The sequence below is a fragment of the Micrococcus sp. KRD128 genome (assembly GCF_017168395.1).
In the GTDB taxonomy this organism is placed as follows: Bacteria; Actinomycetota; Actinomycetes; order Actinomycetales; family Micrococcaceae; genus Micrococcus; species Micrococcus luteus.
Window position 1 is genome coordinate 142,893 of the sequence record NZ_JABFAX010000008.1, and the last position, 23,770, is coordinate 166,662.

19 protein-coding genes, 1 tRNA gene and 1 other RNA gene are annotated in these 23,770 nt (G+C 73.8%); 12 read left to right on the forward strand and 9 right to left on the reverse strand.

The window, feature by feature from the left end; all coding sequences use genetic code 11:
• The first annotated feature begins 19 nt into the window (after positions 1–19).
• The 3 genes from mmsB to J1M44_RS04060 are packed head-to-tail and all read left to right on the forward strand — an operon-like array spanning position 20 to position 2,915.
• Positions 20–937 carry a 3-hydroxyisobutyrate dehydrogenase gene (gene mmsB, locus J1M44_RS04050; protein WP_144824621.1) on the forward strand — a complete coding sequence of 306 codons (918 nt, stop codon included), beginning with the start codon at positions 20–22 and terminating at the stop codon, positions 935–937.
• A complete protein-coding gene (locus J1M44_RS04055; protein WP_078025387.1) occupies positions 934–1,731 on the forward strand; it encodes an enoyl-CoA hydratase in 798 nt (265 codons plus the stop codon). The genes mmsB and J1M44_RS04055 overlap by 4 nt, the downstream gene beginning before the upstream one ends.
• Entirely contained in the window at positions 1,728–2,915 is a 1,188-nt protein-coding gene (locus J1M44_RS04060; protein ID WP_144824620.1) for an enoyl-CoA hydratase/isomerase family protein, read from the forward strand. The genes J1M44_RS04055 and J1M44_RS04060 overlap by 4 nt, the downstream gene beginning before the upstream one ends.
• 88 nt (positions 2,916–3,003) lie before the next feature.
• Here the strand turns inward: J1M44_RS04060 and J1M44_RS04065 are convergent, their stop codons facing one another.
• Positions 3,004–4,137 carry an acyl-CoA dehydrogenase family protein gene (locus tag J1M44_RS04065; RefSeq protein ID WP_144824619.1) on the reverse strand — a complete coding sequence of 378 codons (1,134 nt, stop codon included), beginning with the start codon at positions 4,135–4,137 and terminating at the stop codon, positions 3,004–3,006.
• A 165-nt stretch (positions 4,138–4,302) separates the two neighbouring features.
• On the opposite strand from J1M44_RS04065, the gene J1M44_RS04070 reads away from it, so the two are divergent.
• Positions 4,303–5,253 carry an acyl-CoA thioesterase domain-containing protein gene (locus tag J1M44_RS04070; RefSeq protein WP_206480610.1) on the forward strand — a complete coding sequence of 317 codons (951 nt, stop codon included), beginning with the start codon at positions 4,303–4,305 and terminating at the stop codon, positions 5,251–5,253.
• Positions 5,254–5,392: 139 nt separating this feature from the next.
• Here the strand turns inward: J1M44_RS04070 and J1M44_RS11625 are convergent, their stop codons facing one another.
• The 3 genes from J1M44_RS11625 to J1M44_RS04085 are packed head-to-tail and all read right to left on the reverse strand — an operon-like array spanning position 5,393 to position 8,755.
• Positions 5,393–6,886: a cytochrome b/b6 domain-containing protein gene (locus J1M44_RS11625; RefSeq protein WP_241252751.1), complete on the reverse strand. Its 1,494-nt coding sequence runs from the start codon at positions 6,884–6,886 to the stop codon at positions 5,393–5,395.
• A gap of 52 nt (positions 6,887–6,938) precedes the next feature.
• The gene (locus J1M44_RS04080; RefSeq protein WP_144824617.1) at positions 6,939–7,976 is read right to left on the reverse strand and encodes an electron transfer flavoprotein subunit alpha/FixB family protein; all 1,038 of its coding nucleotides are present in this window, start codon (positions 7,974–7,976) and stop codon (positions 6,939–6,941) included.
• A complete protein-coding gene (locus J1M44_RS04085; RefSeq protein ID WP_063189076.1) occupies positions 7,973–8,755 on the reverse strand; it encodes an electron transfer flavoprotein subunit beta/FixA family protein in 783 nt (260 codons plus the stop codon). The genes J1M44_RS04080 and J1M44_RS04085 overlap by 4 nt, the downstream gene beginning before the upstream one ends.
• Positions 8,756–8,934: 179 nt before the next feature.
• On the opposite strand from J1M44_RS04085, the gene J1M44_RS04090 reads away from it, so the two are divergent.
• The 3 genes from J1M44_RS04090 (at position 8,935) to J1M44_RS04100 (ending at position 12,657) form a co-directional block, all read left to right on the forward strand.
• Positions 8,935–9,849, forward strand: a complete 915-nt coding sequence (locus tag J1M44_RS04090; protein WP_144824616.1) for an NUDIX hydrolase — start codon at positions 8,935–8,937, stop codon at positions 9,847–9,849.
• A 184-nt stretch (positions 9,850–10,033) separates the two neighbouring features.
• Positions 10,034–11,452: an L-serine ammonia-lyase gene (locus J1M44_RS04095; protein WP_144824615.1), complete on the forward strand. Its 1,419-nt coding sequence runs from the start codon at positions 10,034–10,036 to the stop codon at positions 11,450–11,452.
• 107 nt (positions 11,453–11,559) lie between these two features.
• Positions 11,560–12,657, forward strand: a complete 1,098-nt coding sequence (locus tag J1M44_RS04100; RefSeq protein WP_260840801.1) for a YihY/virulence factor BrkB family protein — start codon at positions 11,560–11,562, stop codon at positions 12,655–12,657.
• 93 nt (positions 12,658–12,750) lie between these two features.
• Here the strand turns inward: J1M44_RS04100 and J1M44_RS04105 are convergent, their stop codons facing one another.
• Together J1M44_RS04105 and J1M44_RS04110 are read right to left on the reverse strand one after the other, a co-directional pair.
• Positions 12,751–13,779, reverse strand: a complete 1,029-nt coding sequence (locus J1M44_RS04105) for a thermonuclease family protein (RefSeq protein WP_144824614.1) — start codon at positions 13,777–13,779, stop codon at positions 12,751–12,753.
• 149 nt (positions 13,780–13,928) lie between these two features.
• Positions 13,929–14,861, reverse strand: a complete 933-nt coding sequence (locus J1M44_RS04110) for a tryptophan-rich sensory protein (RefSeq protein ID WP_144824613.1) — start codon at positions 14,859–14,861, stop codon at positions 13,929–13,931.
• 114 nt (positions 14,862–14,975) lie between these two features.
• Between J1M44_RS04110 and J1M44_RS04115 the strand changes: the two genes are divergently transcribed.
• Positions 14,976–15,872, forward strand: coding sequence for a haloacid dehalogenase (locus J1M44_RS04115; protein ID WP_144824612.1), 897 nt, complete (start codon positions 14,976–14,978; stop codon positions 15,870–15,872).
• Positions 15,873–16,000: 128 nt separating this feature from the next.
• On the forward strand, positions 16,001–17,716 hold the full coding sequence (gene poxB, locus J1M44_RS04120; RefSeq protein WP_144824611.1) for a ubiquinone-dependent pyruvate dehydrogenase: 1,716 nt from the start codon (positions 16,001–16,003) through the stop codon (positions 17,714–17,716).
• A gap of 84 nt (positions 17,717–17,800) precedes the next feature.
• Here poxB and J1M44_RS04125 read toward each other — a convergent pair whose 3' ends face one another.
• Together J1M44_RS04125 and J1M44_RS04130 are read right to left on the reverse strand one after the other, a co-directional pair.
• Positions 17,801–19,363: an alanine/glycine:cation symporter family protein gene (locus J1M44_RS04125; RefSeq protein WP_135040506.1), complete on the reverse strand. Its 1,563-nt coding sequence runs from the start codon at positions 19,361–19,363 to the stop codon at positions 17,801–17,803.
• A 216-nt stretch (positions 19,364–19,579) separates the two neighbouring features.
• A tRNA-Ser gene (locus J1M44_RS04130) sits at positions 19,580–19,665 on the reverse strand.
• A 155-nt stretch (positions 19,666–19,820) separates the two neighbouring features.
• On the opposite strand from J1M44_RS04130, the gene ffs reads away from it, so the two are divergent.
• Positions 19,821–19,917: signal recognition particle sRNA small type (gene ffs, locus J1M44_RS04135), an RNA gene on the forward strand.
• A 16-nt stretch (positions 19,918–19,933) separates the two neighbouring features.
• Positions 19,934–20,920, forward strand: coding sequence for a tRNA glutamyl-Q(34) synthetase GluQRS (gene gluQRS, locus J1M44_RS04140; RefSeq protein ID WP_144824610.1), 987 nt, complete (start codon positions 19,934–19,936; stop codon positions 20,918–20,920).
• Positions 20,921–20,959: 39 nt separating this feature from the next.
• Here the strand turns inward: gluQRS and J1M44_RS04145 are convergent, their stop codons facing one another.
• A complete protein-coding gene (locus tag J1M44_RS04145) occupies positions 20,960–21,625 on the reverse strand; it encodes a malonic semialdehyde reductase (RefSeq protein WP_049146682.1) in 666 nt (221 codons plus the stop codon).
• Between the two features lie 78 nt (positions 21,626–21,703).
• Between J1M44_RS04145 and J1M44_RS04150 the strand changes: the two genes are divergently transcribed.
• Positions 21,704–23,770: DNA polymerase III subunit gamma and tau (locus J1M44_RS04150; protein ID WP_206480612.1), on the forward strand; the 2,067-nt coding region annotated here is incomplete at its 3' end.

Here is a 23,770-nt window from a genome sequence, read left to right on the forward strand (position 1 = left end):
TCCCGACCAGGAGGACCCCATGACCACCGTTCTGTTCCTCGGCCTCGGCCACATGGGCGGCCCCATGGCCGCCAACCTCGCCGCCGCGGGCCACCGCGTGCTCGGCTTCGACCTCGTCCCCGAGGCCCTCGAGAAGGCCCGTGCGGCCCGCGTCGAGACCGTCACGGACACGGCCGCGGCGGCCGCGGAGGCCGACGTCGTGCTGACCATGCTCCCCCACGGACGCCTGGTGCTGGACGTCTACCGGGGTGAGGACGGCGACGGCGGCCTGCTCGCCGCCGCCCGGCCCGGCACCGTGTTCTTGGACTGCTCGACCATCGACGTCGCCGAGGCTCGCGAGGCGGCCGCGGCGGCGGAGGCGGCGGGCATGCGGGCGGCCGACGCGCCGGTCTCGGGCGGCCAGGTGGGTGCCGAGGCCGGCACCCTCGCCTTCATGGTGGGCGCCTCGGACGAGGTGTACGCCGAGGTGCTGCCGCTGCTCGAGGTCATGGGCGCGCGGATCGTGCACTGCGGGGCCGCCGGCCTGGGCCAGGCCGCGAAGATCTGCAACAACATGGTGCTGGGGGTCACGCAGATCGCCGTCGCCGAGGCCTTCGTCCTGGGCGAGCGCCTGGGCCTGCAGCACCAGGCCCTGTATGACGTGATGAGCAAGGCCTCCGGGCAGTGCTGGTCCCTGACCACCAACTGCCCGGTGCCTGGCCCCGTCCCCGGCTCCCCCGCGAACCGGGACTTCCAGCCCGGCTTCGCCGGCGCCCTGATGGCCAAGGACCTCGGGCTCGCGCTCGCGGCCCTGGACGAGCAGGGCGTGGCGGCCGACCTGGGGCGCCTCGCGCAGGCCAAATACGCCGAGTACGCCGCCGGGGAAGGCGCCGCCCGCGACTTTTCCGGCATCATCGAGGACATCCGAGCATCACACACGGACAGGAGCGAGGCATGAGCGAGCAGACCACCCCGGACGGCGCCGAGTCGCCGATCATCGTGGAGCGGCAGGGCCGGGTCGGCCACATCCGCCTGAACCGGCCGAAGGCCCTGAATGCGCTGAACGAGGCGACGATGCGTGCCGTCGTCGCGGCGGTGCAGGAGCTGGACACCGACCCGGAGATCGGGGCGATCCTGCTCTCCGGCTCCCCCAAGGCGTTCGCCGCCGGCGCGGACATCAAGGAGATGGCCACCAAGGAGTTCTCCGAGATGTACGCGGCCGACTGGTTCGCCGGCTGGGACGGGCTCACCCGTGCCCGCACCCCCATCGTGGCGTGCGTGACCGGCTACGCCCTCGGCGGCGGCTGCGAGCTGGCCATGATGGCCGATGTGCTCGTGGCCGGCGAGGGCGCGAAGTTCGGCCAGCCCGAGATCAACCTCGGCGTCATCCCCGGCATGGGCGGCTCCCAGCGCCTGACCCGCGCCGTGGGCAAGGCGAAGGCCATGGACATGATCCTCACCGGCCGCATGATCGGGGCGGAGGAGGCCGAGCGCATCGGGCTCGTCTCCCGCGTGGTGGCCGACGAGAAGGCCCTCGAGGAGGCGCTGGAGGTGGCCGCGACCATCGCGTCCAAGTCCAAGCCGGCCTCCTGGATGGCCAAGGAGGCCGTCAACGCCGCGTTCGAGACCACGCTCGCCCAGGGCATCGCCTTCGAGCGCCGCGTGTTCCACGCCGCGTTCGCCACGGCGGACCAGAAGGAGGGCATGGACGCGTTCACGGCCAAGCGCGAGGCGGGGTGGCAGCACCGATGAGCGGCGCGCAGTCCACCGCGACGACGGCCCCCGCGGCCGCACGGGACGGCGCGGCGGGTGAGGTGCTCCTCGAGGTCCGCGACGGCCTCGGCCGCATCACGCTGAACCGTCCGCGCGCCCTGAACGCGCTGACGCAGGACATGGTCCGGGCGATCGACGCGGCCCTGACCGACTGGGCCGCGGACCCCGCCGTGCGCGGCGTGCTGATCCGCGGCGCCGGGGAGAAGGGGCTGTGCGCGGGCGGCGACGTCGTCTCCCTGCGCGCCTCCCTCCTGGCGGGGCGGTTCGCGGAGGCCGAGGAGTTCTTCCGCGACGAGTACGCGATGAACGAGCGCATCGCCGCCTACCCCAAGCCGTACGTGGCCTTCATGGACGGCGTCGTCCTGGGCGGCGGCATGGGCGTGTCCGCGCACGGCTCGCACCGCGTGGCCACCGAGCGGACGCGCGCCGGCATGCCCGAGACGGCGATCGGGTTCACCCCCGACGTCGGCGGCTCCTTCCACCTCGCCCGCGCACCCTTCCAGGCGGGCCGGCACCTGGCCGCGACCTCGGCGCACGCCTCCGGTTCCGACGCGGTGGCCCTGGGCCTGGCGGACGTCTTCGTGGAGTCCGCCCGGCTGGACGAGCTCGAGCAGGCCCTCGCCGCGGCGTTCGGCGCCCTCGGCTCGGCCGCGGACGCGGGCGGGCGCGACGAGGCCGCCTTCGCCGCCGCCGACGAGGTGCTGGCCCGGTTCGCGGTGGCCGAGGACGCACGGCCCGCGTCCGCGCTGGTGGCCGGCCGGGAGTGGATCGAGGACGCCTACGGCCGGGAGACGGCCGCCGAGGTCCTCGCCGCCCTGGACGAGCGCGCCGCCGCGGGCGGGGAGCACGCCGAGGCCGCGGGGCAGGCCGCCGAGGCCATCCGCACCAAGTCCCCGACCGCCGTCGCCGTGGCCCACGAGGCCCAGCGCCGGCTGGCCGCGCGCGGGGCGGACCTGACCGTGGCCGACGCGCTGCGCCAGGAGTTCACGATCGCCACCCACCTGATGCGCGAGCCGGACATGGCCGAGGGCATCCGCGCGTTGCTCGTGGACAAGGACAAGGATCCGACGTGGAGCCCGGCCCGGCTCGAGGACGTCTCGGCCGAGGACGTGGCCGGGCACTTCGAGCCCGTGCCCGGGGTGGACCCGCTGCAGCTCGGCTGAGCCCGCCCCGACGGACGGCGCCCCGTGGTCACGAGTGGTGACCGCGGGGCGCCGTGCTGTGTGGGGCGACCGGGCGGGGCCCCCGACGTCAGCCGATCAGGCCGCGGCCCACGATCATGCGCATGATCTCGTTGGAGCCCTCGAGGATCCGGTGCACGCGCAGGTCCCGAACGAGCTTCTCCACGCCGTACTCGTGCAGGTAGCCGTAGCCGCCGTGCAGCTGCAGGGCGGTGTCGGCGGCCTCGTAGCCGTGTTCGGTGGCCACGAGCTTGGCCATGGCGCACAGGCGCACGGTGTCCGGGTCGTTGCGGTCCAGGGCGTCCGCGGCGCGCATGAGCATCGTGTGGGCGGTCTCCAGCTTCACGGACATGTCCGCGAGCTCGAAGACGAGGGCCTGCTTGGTGGTGAGCGGCTCGCCGAACGCGCTGCGCTCCTTGAGGTAGCGGGTGGCCTTGTCCAGGGCGGCCAGGCCGCCGCCGATGGAGCAGGCGCCGATGTTCAGGCGGCCGCCGTTGAGGCCCTTCATGGCGATGCGGAAGCCGTCGCCCTCCTCGCCGAGGCGGTCGGCCACGGGCACGCGGACGTCCTCGAAGATCACCTGGCGCGTGGGCTGGGTGTGCCAGCCCATCTTCTTCTCGTTGGGGCCGAAGGACAGGCCGGGGGTGTCCTTGTGGACCACGACGGCGGAGATCCCCCGGGCGCCCGTGTCCGCGGTGCGGCACATCACCACGTAGCAGTCGGACGCGCCGGCGCCGGAGATGAACTGCTTGACGCCGTTGAGGACGTAGTGGTCGCCGTCGCGGACGGCGCGAGTCTTCAGCGCGGCCGCGTCCGAGCCGGCGCCGGGTTCGGTGAGGCAGTAGCTGGCCAGGTGCTCCATGCCCGCGAGGTCGGGGATCCAGCGGGCGCGCTGCTCGTCGCTGCCGAAGGAGTCGATCATCCAGGCGACCATGTTGTGGATGGAGATGTAGGCGGCGGAGGCCGGGTCCGCCTTGGCGAGCTCCTCGAAGATCAGGATCGCGTCCGTGCGCTCCAGGCCGGTGCCGCCGTGCTCCTCCCCCACGTAGATGCCGCCCAGGCCGAGCTCGCCGGCCTCGGCGAGGACGTCCACCGGGAAGTGCTTCTCGGCGTCCCAGTCGAGGGCGTGCGGGGCGACGCGCTGCTCGGCGAAGTCGCGGACGGCGTCGACCAGGGCCTTCTGGTCGTCGGTGATGGGGAACATGGGTTCGTCCTCCTGGGGCTCGGGCCGGCCGCGCGGGCGGTCCACGACGGGGTGGTGCGGGGGTGACACCGCGGGCGGCGACAGGGTGTGACTGTCGTCACCACGATAATAGGACATCCAATGATTAGCCGTGTCGCCGCCGGACCGTGGGCTAGCGTGCTCCCCGTGCAGACCACCACCAGCCCCACCGCGGACTCGCCCACCACCGGCCCCCGCTCCCACCCCTCCGGCCGCACGGAACAGCTGTTCGGCATCCGCCGCCACGCGCTGATGACCGAGCGGGACGGCGCCCTCAACCCGGCCGCGTTCGAGGTCGGCCCGTGGTGCCTCGACCTGGACGGCCGGCCCACCGGCGCGGCGGCCACCGTGATCATGGACAACGCCACCGCGGTGGCCGTGCACCACGCGGCCCGAGACATCGAGACCGTGGTCACCACCGAGCTGCAGGTCAACGTGCTCGGCCCGCTGCCCGCCTTCGACGCGGCGGCCGTCACGGCCGGGGACGAGGACGGCCCGCTGCTGGAGTGCTGGACCCGCCCGCTGTCCTGGGATGCCGCCGGCGGCGTGGCCCGCGCGTGGCTCGAGGACGCGGACGGGCGTCGCGTGGTCGAGGCGACCGGCTGGTTCCAGTCGGTGCCCGCCGGCGCGCCGGAGCGGATGGCCGAGTTCGTCGCCGCCGGACGGCTGCCCCGCGGGGCCGAGACCCGCGTGCCCATGCCGGGGCTGCTCGCCGCCCGCCCCGAGTCGCTGCCGACGGCCGCTCCGGACGTGCGCCCCGCCGTCGCCGCCGCGACGGCCGCCGGCGCCCGCTTCGCCCCGAAGCCGGAGCTGGCCAACCCGTCGGGCGCCGTCCACGGCGGGGCCATGACGCTGCGGGCGGTCACCGCCGCGCAGGCGGCCATGCCGGACCGCGAGCGCTACGACGTCCAGGCCGTGCGCGTGGTGTTCGTGCGCCCGGGCCACGGCGAGATGGTCGCCCTCACGCGGGTGCGGCACGCGGGCCGGTCCCTGCGCCTCGTGGACGTGGACCTCGTGCCGGTCGGCGCCGACGGCGTCCCCGTGGCCGACAAGCCGATGGTCCAGGTGCAGGTCACCTTCCGCGCTGCCCGGAGCTGACGCCCCGCACGCCCGAGCACCCGAGCGCTTTCGAACGTGAGAGAGGCCCTATCCCACGTTCGAAAGCGCTCATTCCCCCGACATCACGTTCGAAAGTCCCGGTGGGGGGAGGAGGAGGCGTCGCCGTCGTGGGGTCGGCTCAGCGGCCCACGGTGCCGAAGCGGGAGGCCACGGGGGCCGTGAAGGCGGGCTTCAGGAAGAACCAGGCGGCGGCGGTGACCGCCACGCTCACGAGGAACACCACGAGGCCCCACGCGTCGGTGGCGCCGCCGCGCGAGGTGTACATGTGGTTCAGGTTCGTCAGCAGGCCCGTGAAGGCCACGAGGAACACGTGCACCAGGATGAACGCCACGAAGAAGACCATCACCGGGAAGTGCACCTTGCGGGCCACCTCCATGGGGAACGCCTTGTTCAGTCCCTTGGCCTCCGTGGGGAACCACGAGGACATGCGCCAGCCCGTGAGGGCGGCGAGCGGGGCGGCCACGAACACCACCAGCGCGTAGGAGAGCATCTGCAGCGCGTTGTAGTGCACCCAGCCGTTCTCCGTGGGCCAGTCCAGGGACAGGTATTGGATGCCGGCGGACAGGGCGTGCTGGAACACGTGCGGGTCCGTGGGCACGATCCGCGCCCAGTGGCCGGTGACGATCAGCAGCACCACGAAGATCGCGCCGTTGAGCAGCCACAGCGCGTCGAGGGCCTGGTGCATCCAGATGGTGAGCGAGAACTTCTTCGGGGTGTTGCCCCGCGCGGAGAACAGGCCGTCCTTCGTCGGCGTGAAGTTGGCCGGAGGCCGTGTCTCGTGACGGATCTGCAGGCCCGTCCGGATGATCAGCACCATCAGGAACATGTTCAGGAAGTGCTGCCAGCCCATCCACCAGGGCATCCCCTCGGGGGTGCCCTCGGGCAGGACCGGGTGCCCGTCGTAGGTCGCGATGAAGTCCGCCACCGGGTCCAGGCTCCGCAGCCAGCGTCCGGCCAGCACCGCGAGCAGCGCCAGCACCACGACGCCGGCCACCGCCGGCAGCGCCTTGCGCAGACGGGACGGGGCGGCGGACTCGGCGGCGTCGGTGTCCGCGGTCCGCGCGGGCGTGCCGGGGGCGGCACCGGGGGCGGCCCGGGTGTCCGGCGCGGTGGGGGCCGGCTCCGCGGCCGACGCCGCGGCCACGGGGGCGGCGACGGCCGGTTCCGCATCGGCCGGCTCGGCGACGACCGGCCGGGCCGGCGCCGCGGCGGCAGGCTCGGCCGCGGACTCGGCGGTGGCCGGCTCCGGTGCGACGACCTCCTGCACCACCGTCTCCGGCGCGGTGGGGGCGCCCACGGCGGCCAGCTCGGTGAACCACTCCCCCTCCCGGGCGAACGGCACGTACCCGGCCATGCGTCGCCGCTCCGCGAGCGGCACGAGGTCGGACTCCACGGGCGCGGCGGGCGCACCGGTCGCGGCGGCGGCGACGGCGGCCGCCACGTCCGGCACGACGGGCTCGGTCTCCGCGGGTGCGGGGGCCCGCGTCGGGGACGCTGAGGCGGCGATCGGCTCGGGGGCGGCGGGCCGCGCCGGAGCGGCGGCCGGGGTCGGCTCGGTCTCGGCCGGGGCGCCCTTCAGGGGGACGTAGCCGGCCATTCGCTGCTTGGGCATGCTTCTCCTCGTCCGAGGGGCGCGGTCCGCAGCGGACCGCGCCCGCACCGGTTCAGCCGCGGCGGGTGCGCAGCTGCTCGATGACCTGCGGGACCACCTGGAAGATGTCCCCGACCACGCCGAAGTCGGCGTGCTCGAAGATCTCGGCGTCCTCGTTCTTGTCGATCGCCACGATGGTCTTGGCGGTCTTCATGCCGGCCAGGTGCTGGATGGCGCCGGAGATGCCCAGGGCGATGTACAGGTTCGGGGACACGATCACGCCGGTCTGGCCCACCTGGCGCTCGGCCGCGGTGTAGCCGGAGTCGACGGCGGCACGCGAGGCGCCCACGGCGGCGCCGAGCTCGTCGGCGAGCTGCTCGACGATCGCGAAGCCCTCCTCGGAGCCCACGCCGCGACCGCCGGCGACGACGGTCTTCGCGCCGCGCAGGGGCGGACGGGCGGAGTTCTGCGTGCGGGCGTTCACCTCGAGCACCCGGGCGCCGGCGGTCACCGGGCCGAGCTCGGCGGCGGCCAGCTCCACGACCTCGGGTGCCTCGACGGCCGGGGCCCGGTCCGCGACGGCGCCGGGGCGCACGGTGATGATCCGGGGGCCGCCCTCGCCGGTGGACTCGCTGAGGTAGTCGCCGCCGAACACGGAGTGGCGGGCGATGACCTCGTCGTCGGCCCAGCGCAGCCCCACGGCATCCGCACACACGGGGCCGCGGGCGCGGACGGACAGGCGGCCGGCCACCGCGCGGGACTCGGGGCTGCCGGAGAGCAGCACGGCCACGGGCGCGGTGCGGGCGGTCGCGGCGGCGAGGGCCTGCACGGCGGCGTCGCCGAGGGTGGTGGCGGCGTCGTCGGCCACGAGGACGTGGACGCGCGTGGCGCCGTACTCCCCCAGACGGGCGACGGCGGCGTCCCTGCCCTCCGCGCCGGTCACGAGGACGGCCTCGGGCACGCCCACGGTGGCCGCGGCGCCGAGCAGCTCGGCCACGACCGGGCGAAGCGCGCCGTCCGCGCCGATCTCGGCGTGCACCAGCACGGTCTGAACGCTGTTCGCGGCGTCGGTCTGCGTCGTCATCTCGGTCTCCTCCACGTTCGCGCTCACACGAGCCCCCGACCCGCGAGGAACTCCACCAGCCGCTCGGCGGCGGTGCCGTCGTCGGTGACCTTCTCGCCCGCGGCACGCTCGGGACGCGTGTCCGCCGAGACCATCACGGAGCGGTAGGCGGCCTCGGCCGGGCCCGCGGCGATGCCGAGGTCGGCCAGGGACAGCACGGTGAGCGGCTTCTTCTTGGCCGCCATGATGTTCTTGAAGTTCGGGAACCGCGGCTCCGCGGTCTTCTCCGTCAGGCCCGCCACGGCGGGCAGGGCGACGGCGGCGCGCACGTCCGCGTCCGAGGTCGCCACGGTGCCGGTCAGCTCGCCGTCGGCCAGCTCGGGGGCCTCGGCGTGCGGCAGGTAGGGCCGCTCCAGGAGCTCGGCGACCATGGCGGGCACCACGCCGGTGCCGCCGTCCGTGGACAGCGTGCCGGCGAGCACGAGGTCGGCGCCCTCCTTCTCGACGGCCGCGGCGATCACGCGAGCTGTCTGCACGGCGTCCGAGCCGACGAGTGCGTCGTCGGTGATCTGCACGGCGGAGTCCGCGCCCATGGCCAGCATCTTGCGCAGGGTCTTCGAGGAGTCCTCGGGGCCCACCGTCAGGGCCACGACCTCGATGTCCGCGCCGGCGTCCCGCCAGCCCAGGGCGACCTCCATGACGCGCTCGCTGATCTCGTCCGGCACGGGCTCGGCCGCGCCGTCGCGCACCACCCAGCCGGTCTCCAGGCTCAGCTCACGCTCCTGCCACGTGTCCGGCACCTGCTTGGCCAGCACCAGGATCTTCACGGCCTCTCCTCCTTGGGTCGCGGTCTCGCCCCGGGGCCTCCGCCCCGAGCACGGTGACTTACGCTACAGACTACGGGTCCGCGCACGTCCGGGCCGCATGACCCGCGCGCGGGAGCGGCCGGGGCCGCCGTCGTCGGCCCGTGCGTCCGGACCATGATCGCCCGAACCGAGGAGGCACCGTGAGCCCCGCCGCCCCGCCCGCCGAGCGCCCGGCTGCCGAGGACCGGCCCCGGGTCCCGGCGGTGCCCGCCTCCTCCCTCGTGCTGGTCCGGCCCGGGGCCGGCGGCGAGACCTCGGTGTTCACCGTCCGCCGCGCCGGGACCATGGCCTTCAGCGCCCACGCCACGGCCTTCCCCGGCGGCCGCGTGGACCCCGCGGACGACCTGCCGGACCGGCTGTGGGAGGGCACGGATCTGGCCGACTGGGGCCGGCGCCTGGGGCTGCCGCACGAGCCCGTGGACGCCCACGGCACCCTCACGGGACTCGACCCCGCCGAGGGCGCCGGCCGCGTGCTGGCCGCCGCCGTCCGGGAGACGTTCGAGGAGACCGGAGTGCTCCTGGCCCGGGACGCCGCCACCGGCACCCCCGTGGACCCGGCCCGGGTGGCCGCGTTCCCGGAAGAGCTGCGCGGCGCCGTCGAGCGCCACGAGGTGGACTTCGGGGAGCTGCTCGACCGCGAGGGACTGCGCCCCGACGCCGGCGCGCTCGTGCCCTGGTCCCGGTGGATCACCCCGCACGGGGGCCCGCGCCGCTACGACACGTTCTTCTTCGCCGTCCACCTGCCGCAGGGCCAGTCCCCCGAGCGGATGTCCTCCGAGGCGGCCAGCCACGGCTGGGCGTCGCCCGCCGAGCTGCTGCGCCGCTTCCGGGCCGGCGAGGTCAACCTGATGGCCCCCACGTGGTGGCAGCTGCGCACCCTGGTCGACGCCGGCGAGGACATCCACGTGGGCCGCTCCCGGTTCGAGCCCCTCGAGGGGGTCATGCTCGTGGCCGGGCAGGGGCCCGTGTTCCCCCACGCGGACGAGTATCTGCGTGACCTGACGGCGTTCCGTGCGGCCGCGCAGGTGGAGGAGTCCAAGGACAACATCCTCTGAGCGCTCCCGGCTCCGGTCCGTGCGGCGGGCGACGGGTCGGAGAGCACCGCGGGCCACGACCCGCGGCCCCATGGCCTGCCGGGCCCCGTGCCCCTAGTCTGGTCTGCACCGGATCACCCGGCCCCGCGCGTCCGGCCCCCACCCCCGGCCACCGCGCGTCCCGCTCGCACCCTAGGAGCACTGCATGGCGCTCAGCGTCCTCGACCTGTTCTCGATCGGCATCGGCCCGTCCTCGTCCCACACCGTGGGACCCATGCGCGCCGCCCGCCGCTTCACGGACAGCATGGGCCAGCACGGCGTCCTCGAGCGCACGGCCCGCGTCCACGCCGAGCTGTTCGGCTCGCTGGCGGCCACCGGCGTGGGCCACGGCTCGGACACCGCGGTGCTGCTCGGCCTGGCCGGCCAGGACCCCGAGACCATCGACCCGGACGCCTGCACCGGGCTCGTGGCGGAGATCGTCACGGGCGGTCGGCTTCCCCTGGACGGGCGCCACGAGATCGCCTTCGACCGGCAGGCGGACCTGACGCTGCACATGCGCGAGTCCCTGCCCGGGCATCCGAACGGCATGCGCCTGACCGCCTACGACGACGCCGGCGAACAGCTCCACACCCGCGACTACTACTCGGTGGGCGGCGGCTTCGTGGTCACCTCGGACGAGCTCGAGGCCGAGCTGGACGCCACCAAGGACGTCAACCGCACCGATGACGGCGACACCGGCGAACCGTACCCCTTCTCCACGGGCGCCGAACTCGCCACTCGCTGCCGCGAGGCCGGCCTGAGCATCGCGGAGCTCATGCTCGCCAACGAGGCCACCCGGCACGACCTCGACGAGCTGCGCACCCAGCTGCTGGCCATCTGGGCCGTCATGGAGGAATGCGTCCACAACGGCGTGACCCGCACCGAGCCGATCCTGCCCGGAGGACTGCGGGTCCGCCGTCGGGCCCCCGCGCTGCGGGAGCACCTGCTCCAGACCACCAACCGCACCGACCCCATGTGGGCCATGGAGTGGGTCAACCTCTTCGCGCTCGCGGTGAACGAGGAGAACGCCTCGGGCGGGCGCATCGTCACCGCGCCCACGAACGGCGCCGCGGGCATCATCCCGGCCGTCATGCTCTACTACATGCGCTTCGTGCTCCCCGAGGGCGCCACGCAGCAGGAGCGGGACGACAAGGTGGTCGAGTTCCTGCTCACCGCGGCGGCGATCGGCATCCTGTACAAGCGCAACGCCTCCATCTCCGGCGCCGAGGTCGGCTGCCAGGGCGAGGTCGGCTCGGCCTGCTCCATGGCGGCGGGCGCGCTGTGCGCCGTGCTCGGCGGCACCGTGGACCAGGTGGAGAACGCGGCCGAGATCGGGATCGAGCACAACCTCGGGCTGACGTGCGACCCCGTGGGCGGCCTCGTCCAGGTGCCGTGCATCGAACGCAACGCGATCGCGTCCGTGAAGGCCATCAACGCGGCCCGGCTGGCGCTGCTCGGGGACGGCTCGCACCGGGTGACCCTGGACCAGGCCATCACGACCATGCGCGACACCGGCGCGGACATGAAGTCCAAGTACAAGGAGACCTCGCGCGGCGGCCTGGCCGTGAACGTCATCGAGTGCTGATCGCCCGGGTCCGCGGCCCAGCGCCACTCCGGTCGGGACGGACGGGACACCCGTCCGCTACCGTGGGGCCCGACCCGCACCCTGCCCCCGAGCGCGAGAGGACCGACGTGGCCATTCATCCTGTGGACGCGACCCTGGAGGCCGCGAAGATCGATCCCGACCAGCGTGCCGAGAGGCTCAAGGGCGTGAAGCTCGACGGCGCCGGCTGGAAGTACGCGCTCACGCGCGCGCTCAAGGAGTTCGGCAACGACGGCGGCACCGACCTGGCCGCGAAGCTCACCTACTACCTGGTGCTCTCGCTGGCCCCCTCGTTGCTGGCCGTGTTCTCCATCCTGTCCCTCGTGCTCGCCTCCAACCGCGGGGCCATCGACGACCTGCTGGGGCAGCTGACCGGCCTGGTCCCGAGCGACTACCAGCCGCTCGTCACGAACCTGGTGACCACCATGAGCGACTCGGCCAGCTCAGGCGGCGGGATCATCGCCCTCATCATCGGCATCGCGACCGCCCTGTGGTCCGCCTCCGCGTACGTGAAGGCGTTCAACCGCTCGGCCAACACGGTGTACGGCTACGAGGAGGGCCGCGGCCTGGTGAAGCTGACGCTGACCAACCTGCTCACCACGCTCATCCTGATCGTGGGCATCGTGGTCGTGCTGCTCTCGCTGGCGCTGAACCGCTCGCTCGTGGACGGCTTCCTCCAGCCGATCGCCGGCCCGCTCGGCATGACCGGCGTGGTGAACTTCCTCTCGGACACGTTCCTGCCGGTGTGGGCGTGGGTGAAGTGGCCCGTCGTCGTCCTGATCCTGCTGGTGCTGATCGCGACCCTCTACTACACCACCCCGAACGTCCAGAAGCCGCGCTTCCACCTCTTCGGCCCCGGCAACATCGTGGCGCTGGTGGGCATGGTGCTGGCCGCGGTGGCCCTGTCCGTGTACTTCACGCAGTTCGCCGGCTACTCGGCGTACGGCGCGATCGGCACGATCATGGCGCTGCTGTTCGCCCTGTGGATCTTCAACATCGTGCTGCTGCTCGGCCTGGAGGTCGACGCCGAGGTGGAGCGTGCCCGCCAGCTCGAGGCCGGCCTGCCCGCCGAGGCTCGGGTGCAGCTGCCCCCGAAGGACGTGGCCGGGGTGGAGAAGCGCGCCGAGAAGCAGACGGCCGTGGAGGAGCGCGGCTACGAGCTGCGAGCCGTCCACGAGGGCCGCTGACCGCACCCGGCGCGGCGCCGAGCGCACGTTCGGCACGGACGACGACGGCCGCTCACCTGGCGAGGTGGGCGGCCGTCGTCGTGCGCGGGGCCCTCAGCGCTGGGCCGCGCGGTAGCCGTCCGCCTGGGCCGCGGCGGCGGAGGCGTAGCAGTGGCGCGCGTTGGTCCTGCCGTAGTGCTGCTGACCGGGCACGTGGTAGATGCCCGAGTTGTCGTTGGCCTTGACCGGGTGGGAGTCCGGGCACACGGAGTCGGCTCCGCGCACCGGCCCCGCGTCGCCGGCCGCGGGGGCGGCTTCGGGTGCGGGGGTCGCCTCCGGGGCGGGGGCCGGTGCCGCCTCCGGGATGGGCTCTGCCGCGGTGCCGCACTCCCCGGAGAACCTGCCGACGCCGTTCGCCCGGGCCTGCTCCCACGCCGCCTCGACCTCGGGCAGGAAACGGTCGTTGCCGTCGAAGACCGCCGGCTCGCCGTAGCCCAGGCGGGCCATCTCGGCGTTGACCAGGACGCCGTCGGCGTACACGCCGGCGAGGAGGCGGTCATAGCGGTCGTAGAGCCGGCGGTCGTACCGCAGCACCACCGTGTCGCCGGGGCTGATCATCGACTTCAGCGCCGCCGTCGCCTCCGGGCCCATGCACTCGACCGGCTTCGAGGGGTGACGGGTCTCGGGGGTGTCGATGTTGAGCAGGCGCACCCGCGTGGACACCTCGCCGAGGGTCACGCGGAGCGTGTCGCCGTCCGAGATCGACTCGACCGTGACCACGTCTCCCTCGACGTCGGCCGGGGCGGCGGGCGCCGCCGGCTCGGCACTGCGGGAGCCTTCAGCAGTACGCGACTCCTCCGCGGCACGTGAGGCACGCGACTGCGCAGCCTCGATCGAGGACGACGCTGCGGCGCGCGAGCTCTGCGCGGCGGAGGATGAGGCGGCCAGCGACGACGCAGCGGCACGGCTCGTCGCAGCCGCGTCGACGGAGGGGGTGGGCGTCGTCGGCATCGTGCTGACCGACGCGGAGGTGTCGGCGGCGCTCTCCGGGGTGACGCCGTCGTCGGCGGCGGTGCAGCCGGTGAGCAGGAGCAGGGACAGTGCGGCCGCGGGGAGCGCCGCGCGCAGACGGGCAAGGGGCACGAGGATCCTGGAGTGGGTGGGACGGGGCACGACGAAGGCCCCGCCGTGAGGCGGGGCCTTCGGATCACCACATCATCGCATGTGAGAGGCACAGGTGTTGCCGCACGTCACGACAGCATCGGTCCCCGTTCCATCGACGACGACGGGGGTCAGCGGCGACCGTCGATGGGGTCGCCGCCGCCGTCGAGGGCGTCGAGGACGAGGTCGCGGGCCTCGCCCGTCGCGGACCGGCGGGAGAGCAGCAGCGCGGCCAGCCAGCACAGCAGGACGATCGCGGCGCCGCCCCACGCCAGGAGGGCGAGGCTGCCCGAGAGCAGCCCCGTGCCGTCCGCGCGGCCGACGCCGATCCACACCAGACCCCACGCGAGCGCGAACGCCGGAGCCGGGCGGCCGCCGTTGTACACGGCCGTGAACGCGCCGATCAGCACGGCCACCACGAGCATCACCTTCGCCCAGAAGGACGACTGCCCCGGATCGCCGACGACGCCGGTCGAGGCCAGCCACGCGGCCAGGTTCGCCACGGCGGCGATCGAGACCCAGCCCAGATGCAGGCCCTGCACCCCGTCCAGGAGGATCCGTTCGCCCCAGCTGTGCGCGCGGACCGATTCGAGGAGCACCAGGATCCACGCCAGGCACGTCAGCAGCAACGCGATCACCACGACGCTCAGCCCCAGCAGCCCGGCCTGCACCGTCCAGATCCACGCGGCGTTGAGCAGCACCGAGACCAGGATCCACGGTCGCAGGCGGTCGTGACGGGCGGACTGGGCCGAGGGGAGGAACTGCCACACGGCGTAGGCGAACAGGCCCGCGTAGATCACGGACCAGATGCCGAACGCGGGGGTCGCCGGGGACACCCAGGTGGCGTCCGGGCCGAGCCAGCCGCCCGCGGCCTCGGCCACGGGGGTCAGGCCGCCGACGACGCCGGAGCCCAGGAACGCGGCCACGACCGCGAGGATCACGACCACGAGCATGGCCACCCGGCCGCCCGTCGAGGCCAGCCCCGTCCCCGAGCTGGGGACGCGCGCCGCGGTGTCGGGGCCGAAGGGGCTGCGGGACGGGCCGAGGTCGGTGGCGGTGCTCATGGGTGCTCCCGTGGGGTGATCGTCGGGGGTGCGCCCCGGGCGGGGCGGGTCTCAGGGTCAGCGTAGCCGCCGGGCCCATCGCGGGCACGGGCCACCGCGGCCTAGGGTGGGGGCATGCGCACTCCCTCCCCGATCGGACTCCTGCTGGACGTGGACGGCCCCGTGGCCTCCACCGAGACCCGGACCGTGCCGGAGGGGATCATCGACGTGCTCGTCCGCCTCGCGCGGCGCGGGGTGCCGGTCGGCTTCAACACGGGCCGCTCCACGGACTTCCTCCTGCACAGCGTGATCGCCCCGCTGCGCGACGCGGGCCTCCCAGACGACGCCCCCTTCCACGCGGTCTGCGAGAAGGGCGCCGTGTGGTTCCCGTTCTCCGCGGTGCCCTCCGGGGACCTGCCCGACGTCACCGTGGACGGCACCGCCCCGGACTGGCTCCGCACCGACCCGGACATGGCCATCGACGCGGACACCCGTGACGCGATCTGGGCCCTCAACGATGAGCGCGCCGAGGACCTGCAGTTCACCGACCGCACCAAGCTGGCCATGGTCTCCCTCGAGAAGACGGTGGGCGCGGACCAGACGGAGTACGAGCGGGTGCGCGACGACGTCGCCGCGGGCGTCGAGGACCTGCTCGCCGAGCGTGGACTCGCCGAGGACGTGCGCGTGGCCCCCTCGGTGATCTCGGTGGACGTCGAGCACCGCTCCTCCGGCAAGGACCTGGGCGTCGAGCGCTGCTTCGACCTGCTGGCACAGGCGGGCACCCCGGTGCCCGAACGCTGGCTCACCGCGGGCGACTCGCGCAGCGACTACGCCATGGCCGACCGGCTGCACGAGCGCGGACTGGCCGTGGAGCACATGGACGTGCGCCCCGCCGACGGCGTCCCCGAGAAGCCCTACGGCGTGGTGACGGCGGCGATCCTCGCCGAACGCGGCATCGGCGACGCCGACGACGTCCACGAGCGGGCGGGCGAGTCCCTGCTGCGCTGGGTCGAGCGCGACCTGCTGCGCTGACCAGGCCGGACGCCTCCTGCGGGCGGCCGACCCTCCCCGGGCCTGGACCTCGACCCCTAGCGTGGAAGGGAATGCCGCGCCCCTGCCGAACCGGCCCGGGCGCCTCCCGACCAGAGAGAGGTTCCACCGTGGCCACCGTCGCCCAGAACATCGTCGAGACCCTCCACGCCTCGGGCGTGCGCCGCATGTACGGCGTGCCCGGGGACTCCCTCAACGGGCTGACCGAGGCCCTGCGCTCCCACGGCGGCATCCAGTGGGTGCACACCCGGCACGAGGAGACCGCTGCCTTCGCCGCCTCCGCCGAGTCCCAGCTCACGGATGAGCTCGCGGTCTGCGTGGGCTCGTGCGGTCCGGGCAACCTCCACCTGATCAACGGCCTGTTCGACGCGCAGCGCTCCCGCACCCCGGTGCTCGCGATCGCCGCGCACATCCCGTCGGCGGAGATCGGTTCGGGCTACTTCCAGGAGACCCACCCGCAGGACCTGTTCCGCGAGTGCTCCGTCTACGTGGAGCACGTCTCCTCGGCGGACCAGATGCCCCGCATGCTGCGCACCGCGATGCGGGCCGCCGTCGAGCAGCGGGGCGTGGCCGTGCTCGTGATCCCGGGCGACGTGGCCCTCACCGAGCTCTCCGCGGAGCCCGAGGTGATCCGTCACACGCCGTCCCGCGTCATCCCGGCGGACTCCGTGCTGCGCGAGGCCGCCGAGGCCCTGGACTCGTCCAAGCGGATCACCATCCTGGCCGGCGCGGGCGCGGCCGGCGCCCACGACGAGGTCGTGGCCCTGGCGGAGCGCCTGCAGGCCCCGATCGTCCACGCGCTGCGCGGCAAGGACCGGATCGAGTACGACAACCCGTATGACGTCGGCTTGACCGGCCTGCTCGGCTTCGCCTCCGGCTACCACGCGCTCAAGGAGGCCGAGACGCTGCTGATCCTCGGCTCCTCCCTGCCGTACCGGCAGTTCTACCCCGAGGACGCCACGGTCATCCAGGTGGACGTGCGCGGTGAGCAGATCGGCCGGCGGGTGGCCGTGGACGTGCCGCTCGTGGGCGGTGTGAAGGAGACGGCCCAGGCCCTGCTGCCGCTGCTGCGCGGGAACTCGTCGTCGGCGTTCCTGGACAAGGCGCTCAAGCACTACGCCAAGACCCGCAAGGACCTCGACCAGCTGGCCACCCCGGGACGCGGACGCGTGCACCCGCAGTATGTGGCCCGCCTCCTCGACGAGCTGGCCGACGACGACGTGGTGTTCCTGCCCGACGTCGGCTCCCCCGTGATCTGGGCTTCCCGGTACCTGACGATGAACGGGCGCCGCCGGATCATCGGCTCCCTGTCCCACGGCTCCATGGCCAACGCGGTCACCCAGGCGGTCGGCGCCCAGGCGGTCGACCCCACCCGCCAGGTGGTGGCGATGGCCGGCGACGGCGGGCTGGCCATGATGCTCGGCGAGCTGATGTCGTTCGTGCAGAACGGCCTGCCCGTGAAGACGCTCGTGTTCGACAACGACTCGCTGAACTTCGTGGAGCTCGAGATGATGGCCGCCGGGTTCGTCCCCTACGGGACGAGCCTGGAGAACCCGGACTTCGCGGCGATCGCGGAGGCGATCGGCATCAAGGGCTTCCGCGCGGACCACACGACGGACCTGCCCGCGGTGATGCGCGAGTTCCTCGCCCACGACGGGCCGGCGCTGCTGGTGGTCAAGACCGAGCGTCAGGAGCTGACGATCCCGCCGAGCATCGAGTTCGAGCAGGCCAAGGGCTTCGCGCTCTACGCCATGCGCACCGTCCTGGACGGCAAGGGCACCAAGCTGCTCGACCTCGCGAAGGCGAACCTGCGCCAGCTCTTCTGACCTGCCGCGCACGACGACGGCCCGGACGCTGGCGGCGTCCGGGCCGTCGTCGTGGGGTGGGGAGGGCCCGGCCCCGCCGGTCCGTCAGGCGCGGTGGGCGCCGCCCTCGGCGACGACCGGGTGCTCGGCCGTGCCGGCGACGCCCTGGGTGATCAGGCCGTCGGCGCGGTGCTCCCAGAAGTCCGCGTTGCGGATGCCGAGCGGGCGCGGATCGAACTGCGGGTCGAGACCCTGGCGCTTCTGTGCGCGGTAGTCCTTGAGGGCCTTGAGGGCCGGTCCCTGCAGCACGAGGATGCCGAGGATGTTCAGCCAGGCCATGGAGCCCACGCCGATGTCGCCGAGGCCCCAGGCCGCACCCGTGGTGGCGACGGCGCCGTAGGCCACGGACACGAGGATCAGGGCCTGCAGGAAGCGCAGCGCGACGCGGCGGACCATGCCGTTGCGCAGGTTGCGCGTGAGGAACACGAGGTTGACCTCGGCCATGTAGTAGTACGCCACGATCGTGGTGAAGGCGAAGAACGCCAGCGCCACGGCCACGAACGAGGGGCCGAAGCCGGAGAACACGGCGTCGAAGCCGGTCTGGACGAAGGCCGGGCCCTCGGAGGCCGTCGGGGAGACGATGCCCTCGAACAGCAGGTCGGAGCCGGGCCCGTCCGAGTACACCCGGTAGGCGCCCGTGGAGATGATGATGAACGCGGTGGCCGAGCAGACGAAGAGCGTGTCGATGTACACGGCGAACGCCTGCACGAAGCCCTGCTTGGCCGGATGCGAGACCTCGGCGGCCGCGGCGGCGTGCGGGCCCGTGCCCTGGCCGGCCTCGTTGGAGTAGACGCCGCGCTTCACGCCCCACTGGATGGCGAGGCCGAGGATCGCGCCGAACACGGCGTGCACGCCGAAGGCGCTGGCGAAGATGGAGCCGAAGACCTCGGGGATCTGGTCGAAGTTCAGGAACAGCACGATCAGCGCGAGGATGATGTACAGCACGGCCATCACGGGCACCACGTAGACGGCGAACGTCGCGATGCGCTTCACGCCGCCCAGGACGATGAAGGCCAGCAGGATGACCATGGCCAGGGCCACGACCCAGGCGGGCACGGCCCACGCCTCGCCCACGGCCGCGGCCACGCCGTTGGCCTGCACACCCGGCAGGAAGTAGCTGGTGGCGAAGACGGTGACGACGGCGAACAGGATGGCGTACACCTTGAACGCGGGGGCGGCGGCCGTGTGCTTGTAGGCCTTCTCGAAGTAGTACGCCGGGCCGCCGCGGTACTCGCCGGTGTCCGGGTCGCGCTCCTTGTAGATCTGGCCGAGCGTGGACTCGATGAAGGACGTGGCGGCGCCGAGCAGGGCCATGACCCACATCCAGAACACGGCACCGGGGCCGCCGAACGCGATGGCTGTGGCGACGCCGCCGATGTTGCCCATGCCGACGCGGCCGGCGAGCGACATCATGAGGGACTGGAGGGACGAGGTGCCGTCCGCGGAGTCCTGGCCCTCGCGGAGCTGCTTCACCATGTCCGGGATGTTCACGAACTGCAGGAACATGGTCCGGATGGTGAAGTAGAGGCCGACGATCAGGCAGAGCCAGATCAGGGCCGGGGACCAGATGACGTCGTTCACGGCGGTGATGAGATCTGCGAAGGACATGGGGTCTCCAGATCGGGGTGGGGATGGCCGGTGCGGTGCGAGCTCCGAGCGGCGGCCGCCGGCGGTCCCGGACGACTGGGGAGAAGGATACGCGCAAATGTGACCCGCGTCTCGCATCCAGCGTGGCGGATCGGGAATCCGGGCGCTCTCCCCCGCCACCAGCCGCCCCGGACATGCGAAAAGCCCCGGAACCACTGGGGTCCCGGGGCTTGCCCGCGGAGGATGGGGGATTTGAACCCCCGAGGGCTGTTAACCCAACACGCGTTCCAGGCGTGCGCCATAGGCCGCTAGGCGAATCCTCCTTGGTGCGCCCTCATGCGGCGGACCGCGCGAGGGCAGGCTCCATCATAACCAGATCGTCCTGGGCCGCGCCAATCCCCCGCGGGAGGCGAGGGCCCGGTCCGGGTCTCGCCGCGGCCCGAATCGCCCCGCCCACCGCCGCCCTGGTAGAGTCGTGGGCGGCCCCTCACGTGGTGTCATCTCGCTGAACTCCCCCAGGACCGGAAGGTAGCAAGGGTAGGTGGGCTCTGGCAGGTGCGTGAGGGGTCTTCACTTTCCCCAGGAGATCCCATGCCCGCCGGACGCTACGCCCCCTCCCCCACGGGAAGCCTGCACCTGGGCAACCTGCGCACCGCGCTCGTCGCGTGGCTCGCCGCGCGCGCCACGGACCGCGCCTTCCTGCTGCGGATCGAGGACCTGGACCGCGTCCGCTCCGGGGCCGAGGCCGACCAGCGGGCGGACCTGGCCGCCGTCGGGCTGGACTGGGACGCCGAGCCGGTGCGCCAGTCCGAGCGCACCGCCCTGTACGACGCCGCCGTGGCCGCCCTGCGCGCCGCGCACGGCGCGGACGCGGTCTACGAGTGCTTCTGCTCGCGCAAGGACATCGCCGAGGCGACGTCGGCCCCGCACCCGCGACCCGACGACGGCGCCCCCGCCTCCGGCGGCGCCGTGCCGCTGCGTCCGCCCGGCTTCTATCCGGGCACCTGCCGCGGCCTGACCGAGGCCGAGCGGGCCGAGCGACGGCGGGTGCGTCCCGCCGCCCTGCGGATCGACGCGGCGAAGGTCGCGGGCCTGCCGGACGGTGAGATCCCGCGCGCGACCGCCGTGGACGTGCTGCACGGCGACGTCACGGGCCTGGTCGACGACCTGGTGCTGCGCCGGAACGACGGGGCGTACGCGTACAACCTGGCCGTCGTCGTGGACGACCTGGCGCAGGACGTGGACCAGGTGGTCCGCGGCGACGACCTGCTCGACTCGGCCCCGCGCCAGCGCTGGCTGGCCGAGGCGCTGTGCGCCGCACGCGGGGAGCCGACGCCCGCGGTGGAGTACCTGCACGTGCCGCTCGTGCTGAATGCGGAGGGGCGGCGGCTGGCCAAGCGGGACGGCGCCGTGACCCTCGAGGACCTCTCCGCGCAGGACCCGGCGTGGACCCCCGAGCGGGTGCGGGACCGGCTGCTGGAGTCCCTCGGCCTGCCCGCGGGACCGCTGGCGGCCGCCGTGCCCGCGTTCGACCCGGCCGCCCTGCCGCGCGATCCGTGGGTGTTCACCGGGCTCTGAACGGGCCGGCGCCCTGGCCCGCCGCAGACCCGGCCCCGGTCAGAGGACCTGGGCGGCCTGGTCGAAGTCGAGGCGGCCCTGGCGGGGCTGCTGCGCCTTCTCGTCGTCCGCGGCGGCGTGGCCCACGTTGATCACCAGGAGGGACTTCCAGGCACGGTCCGCATGGAACTCGGCGTCCACGGCGGCGGCGTCGAACCCGGCCATGGGGCCGACCTCGAGCCCGTGCGCGCGCAGGGCCACGAGCAGGTAGCCCACCTGGATGAGCGCGTTCGTGCGGCCCATCCCCTCGCGCATGCCCGGCTTGCCCTCGGCATCCTCCTCGAAGCCCTCCCGGAACGGGGCGAGGTGGCCCATGTGGCGGTGCCAGTCGAGGTCGTAGGAGGCGATCAGCGTGAGCGGGGCGCGCTCCGTCTTCTCCCGGTTGAACTCGATCATCAGCGGAGCCAGGCGGGCGCGGGCCTCGGGGCTGTCCACGACGTCGAGCCGCAGCGGCTGGTTGTTCATGGCGGTCGGCGCCCAGCGGAGGTCCGCGTAGGCCCGCTCGATCAGCGCGAGGTCGACGGGCTCGTCCGAGAAGAGCTGCGTCGTGTGGCGGTCCGCGAAGAGGCGGTCGATCTCGGCCTGGCTCAGCGGTCCCGCGTCCGGGGCCGGCTGCGTGGGGTGGATCGTGTCCTCGGCGTCGGTGTGCATGTGCGTGGTGGTCATGGGCCAGGGAACGGGCCGGCGGGCGTGCGCATTCCCCGGCTCCCTTAGCCCGTCCGCCCGCCGGATAGGCTTTCGAGGGTGAGCACCGCCCTGTACCGCCGCTACCGCCCGGACCGTTTCGAGGACGTGATCGGGCAGGACCATGTCACGGTCCCGCTGCGCACCGCACTGGCGAAGGACCGCGTGAACCACGCCTACCTCTTCTCCGGCCCGCGCGGCTGCGGCAAGACCACGTCCGCCCGCATCCTCGCGCGCTGCCTGAACTGCGCCCAGGGCCCCACGCCCACGCCGTGCGGCGAGTGCGACTCGTGCCGGGACCTGGCCACCGGCGGGCCGGGCTCGCTGGACGTGCTGGAGATCGACGCGGCCTCGCACGGCGGTGTGGAGGACGCCCGCGGCCTGCGCGAGCGGGCCACGTTCGCCCCGGTCCGGGACCGCTACAAGATCCTCATCATCGACGAGGCGCACATGGTCACCGCGGCGGGCTTCAACGCGCTGCTCAAGATCGTGGAGGAGCCGCCGGAGCACCTGAAGTTCATCTTCGCCACCACGGAGCCGGAGAAGGTCATCGGGACCATCCGCTCCCGCACCCATCACTACCCGTTCCGGCTCGTGCCGCCGGAGCCGCTCATCGCCTACCTCGAGCAGCTGTGCGCGGAGGAGGGCGTGTCCGTGGAGAAGGGCGTGCTGCCGCTCGTGGTGCGCGCCGGCACGGGCTCGGTGCGTGACACGCTCTCCGTGCTGGACCAGCTGATCGCGGGTGCCCAGGAGGGCCAGGTCTCCTACGAGCTCGCGGTGAGCCTGCTCGGCTTCACCCCGGAAGCCCTGCTGGACGACGTGATCGACGCCGTCGCCGCGGACGACACCCCCACCGTGTTCCGCGTGGTGGACCGCGTGGTGCAGTCCGGCCAGGACCCGCGCCGCTTCGTCGAGGACCTGCTGGACCGCTTCCGCGACCTCGTGATCGCCCGTGCCCTGCCGGAGGAGGCCGGGGCGATCCTGCACGGCATGCCGGAGGACCAGGTGCGGCGTCTCTCGGCGCAGGCCGCGCAGCTCTCCCGCGCGGAGCTCTCCCGCCTCGCGGACGTCACCAACCTCGCGCTGACGGACATGGTGGGGGCCACCAGTCCCCGCCTGCACCTCGAGCTGCTCATGGCGCGCCTGCTGCTGCCTGCCTCGGACGAGACGCACCGCGGCCTGGCCGCCCGCCTCGAGGCCCTCGAACGGCGCCTGGAGCTCGGTGGCGCCGCGCCCGTCGAGGACGGCGCCCCGGAGGGCACGACGACGCCGGCCCGGTCCGGCATGCCCGCCGCGGACGGCGGCGGATCGGCCGGGAACGCGGACGGCTCCGGCCCTCTGACTGGTGCCGCGCTCGCCCGGGCCGCCATGCGGCGGCCGGAGGAGTCCGCGTCGACGGCGCCCACCGCCCCGCCGGAGCGCTGGACGCCGCCTGCCCCGCAGTCCGTGGCGGAGGCGCCGGAGAGGGACGTGGCCGCCGGGGCCACGGGGTCCGAGCGTCCGCAGCAGCCGCCGCAGCCCAAGCGGCCCGAACCGGCTGAGGTGGGGGCCCGTTCCGAGGACGCGCGCCGCCCGAAGGCCGGGAGCCGCCCCGAGCCCGAGGGCCGGCCCCAGGCCCAGGAGCGCACCGGTGCCGCGCCGGCCCCCGCCCACGGGCCGGAGGAGACGGCCGCGCCGTCGAGCCCCACGCCCGCCCCGGCGGCGAGCCAGGTGGAGATGATCCGCCGGGCCTGGCCGGACATCCTCACGGCCCTCGAGGACGCCTCACGCCTGGTGTGGATGCTGGTGAAGGACAACGCGAGCGTCGCGGGCTACGACGGCTCGTTGCTGACGATCGGCTTCCAGCAGGACGGGCCCCGCCAGTCGCTGCTCGGCCGGGGCGGTGACCGCGTGCTCGGCGAGGCCGTCCACCAGGTGCTCGGCATCCGCCCGCGGCTCGATCTGATCCTCGGTGGGGACGCGCCGACCGGGGACGCCCGCGCACAGTCCGGCGCTCGCCCGGCCGGCCCGGCGCGGACGGACCGGCCTGAACGTCCGGCCCCGCCGCAGGGACGGCCCGACCGACCGGCGGCGGCGCAGCCGAACCGGCCCGCTCCGGCACCGGGTCCGGCCCCGCGCGAGCCGGAG

Excerpts from the sequence above, each read along its gene's own strand:
- mmsB (WP_144824621.1), top strand. The coding sequence starts at position 20 with ATGACCACCGTTCTGTTCCTCGGCCTCGGCCACATGGGCGGCCCCATG.
- J1M44_RS04055 (WP_078025387.1), top strand. The coding sequence starts at position 934 with ATGAGCGAGCAGACCACCCCGGACGGCGCCGAGTCGCCGATCATCGTG.
- J1M44_RS04060 (WP_144824620.1), top strand. The coding sequence starts at position 1,728 with ATGAGCGGCGCGCAGTCCACCGCGACGACGGCCCCCGCGGCCGCACGG.
- J1M44_RS04065 (WP_144824619.1), bottom strand. The coding sequence starts at position 4,137 with ATGTTCCCCATCACCGACGACCAGAAGGCCCTGGTCGACGCCGTCCGC.
- J1M44_RS11625 (WP_241252751.1), bottom strand. The coding sequence starts at position 6,886 with ATGCCCAAGCAGCGAATGGCCGGCTACGTCCCCCTGAAGGGCGCCCCG.
- J1M44_RS04095 (WP_144824615.1), top strand. The coding sequence starts at position 10,034 with ATGGCGCTCAGCGTCCTCGACCTGTTCTCGATCGGCATCGGCCCGTCC.
- J1M44_RS04110 (WP_144824613.1), bottom strand. The coding sequence starts at position 14,861 with ATGAGCACCGCCACCGACCTCGGCCCGTCCCGCAGCCCCTTCGGCCCC.
- J1M44_RS04115 (WP_144824612.1), top strand. The coding sequence starts at position 14,976 with ATGCGCACTCCCTCCCCGATCGGACTCCTGCTGGACGTGGACGGCCCC.
- J1M44_RS04125 (WP_135040506.1), bottom strand. The coding sequence starts at position 19,363 with ATGTCCTTCGCAGATCTCATCACCGCCGTGAACGACGTCATCTGGTCC.
- gluQRS (WP_144824610.1), top strand. The coding sequence starts at position 19,934 with ATGCCCGCCGGACGCTACGCCCCCTCCCCCACGGGAAGCCTGCACCTG.
- J1M44_RS04145 (WP_049146682.1), bottom strand. The coding sequence starts at position 21,625 with ATGACCACCACGCACATGCACACCGACGCCGAGGACACGATCCACCCC.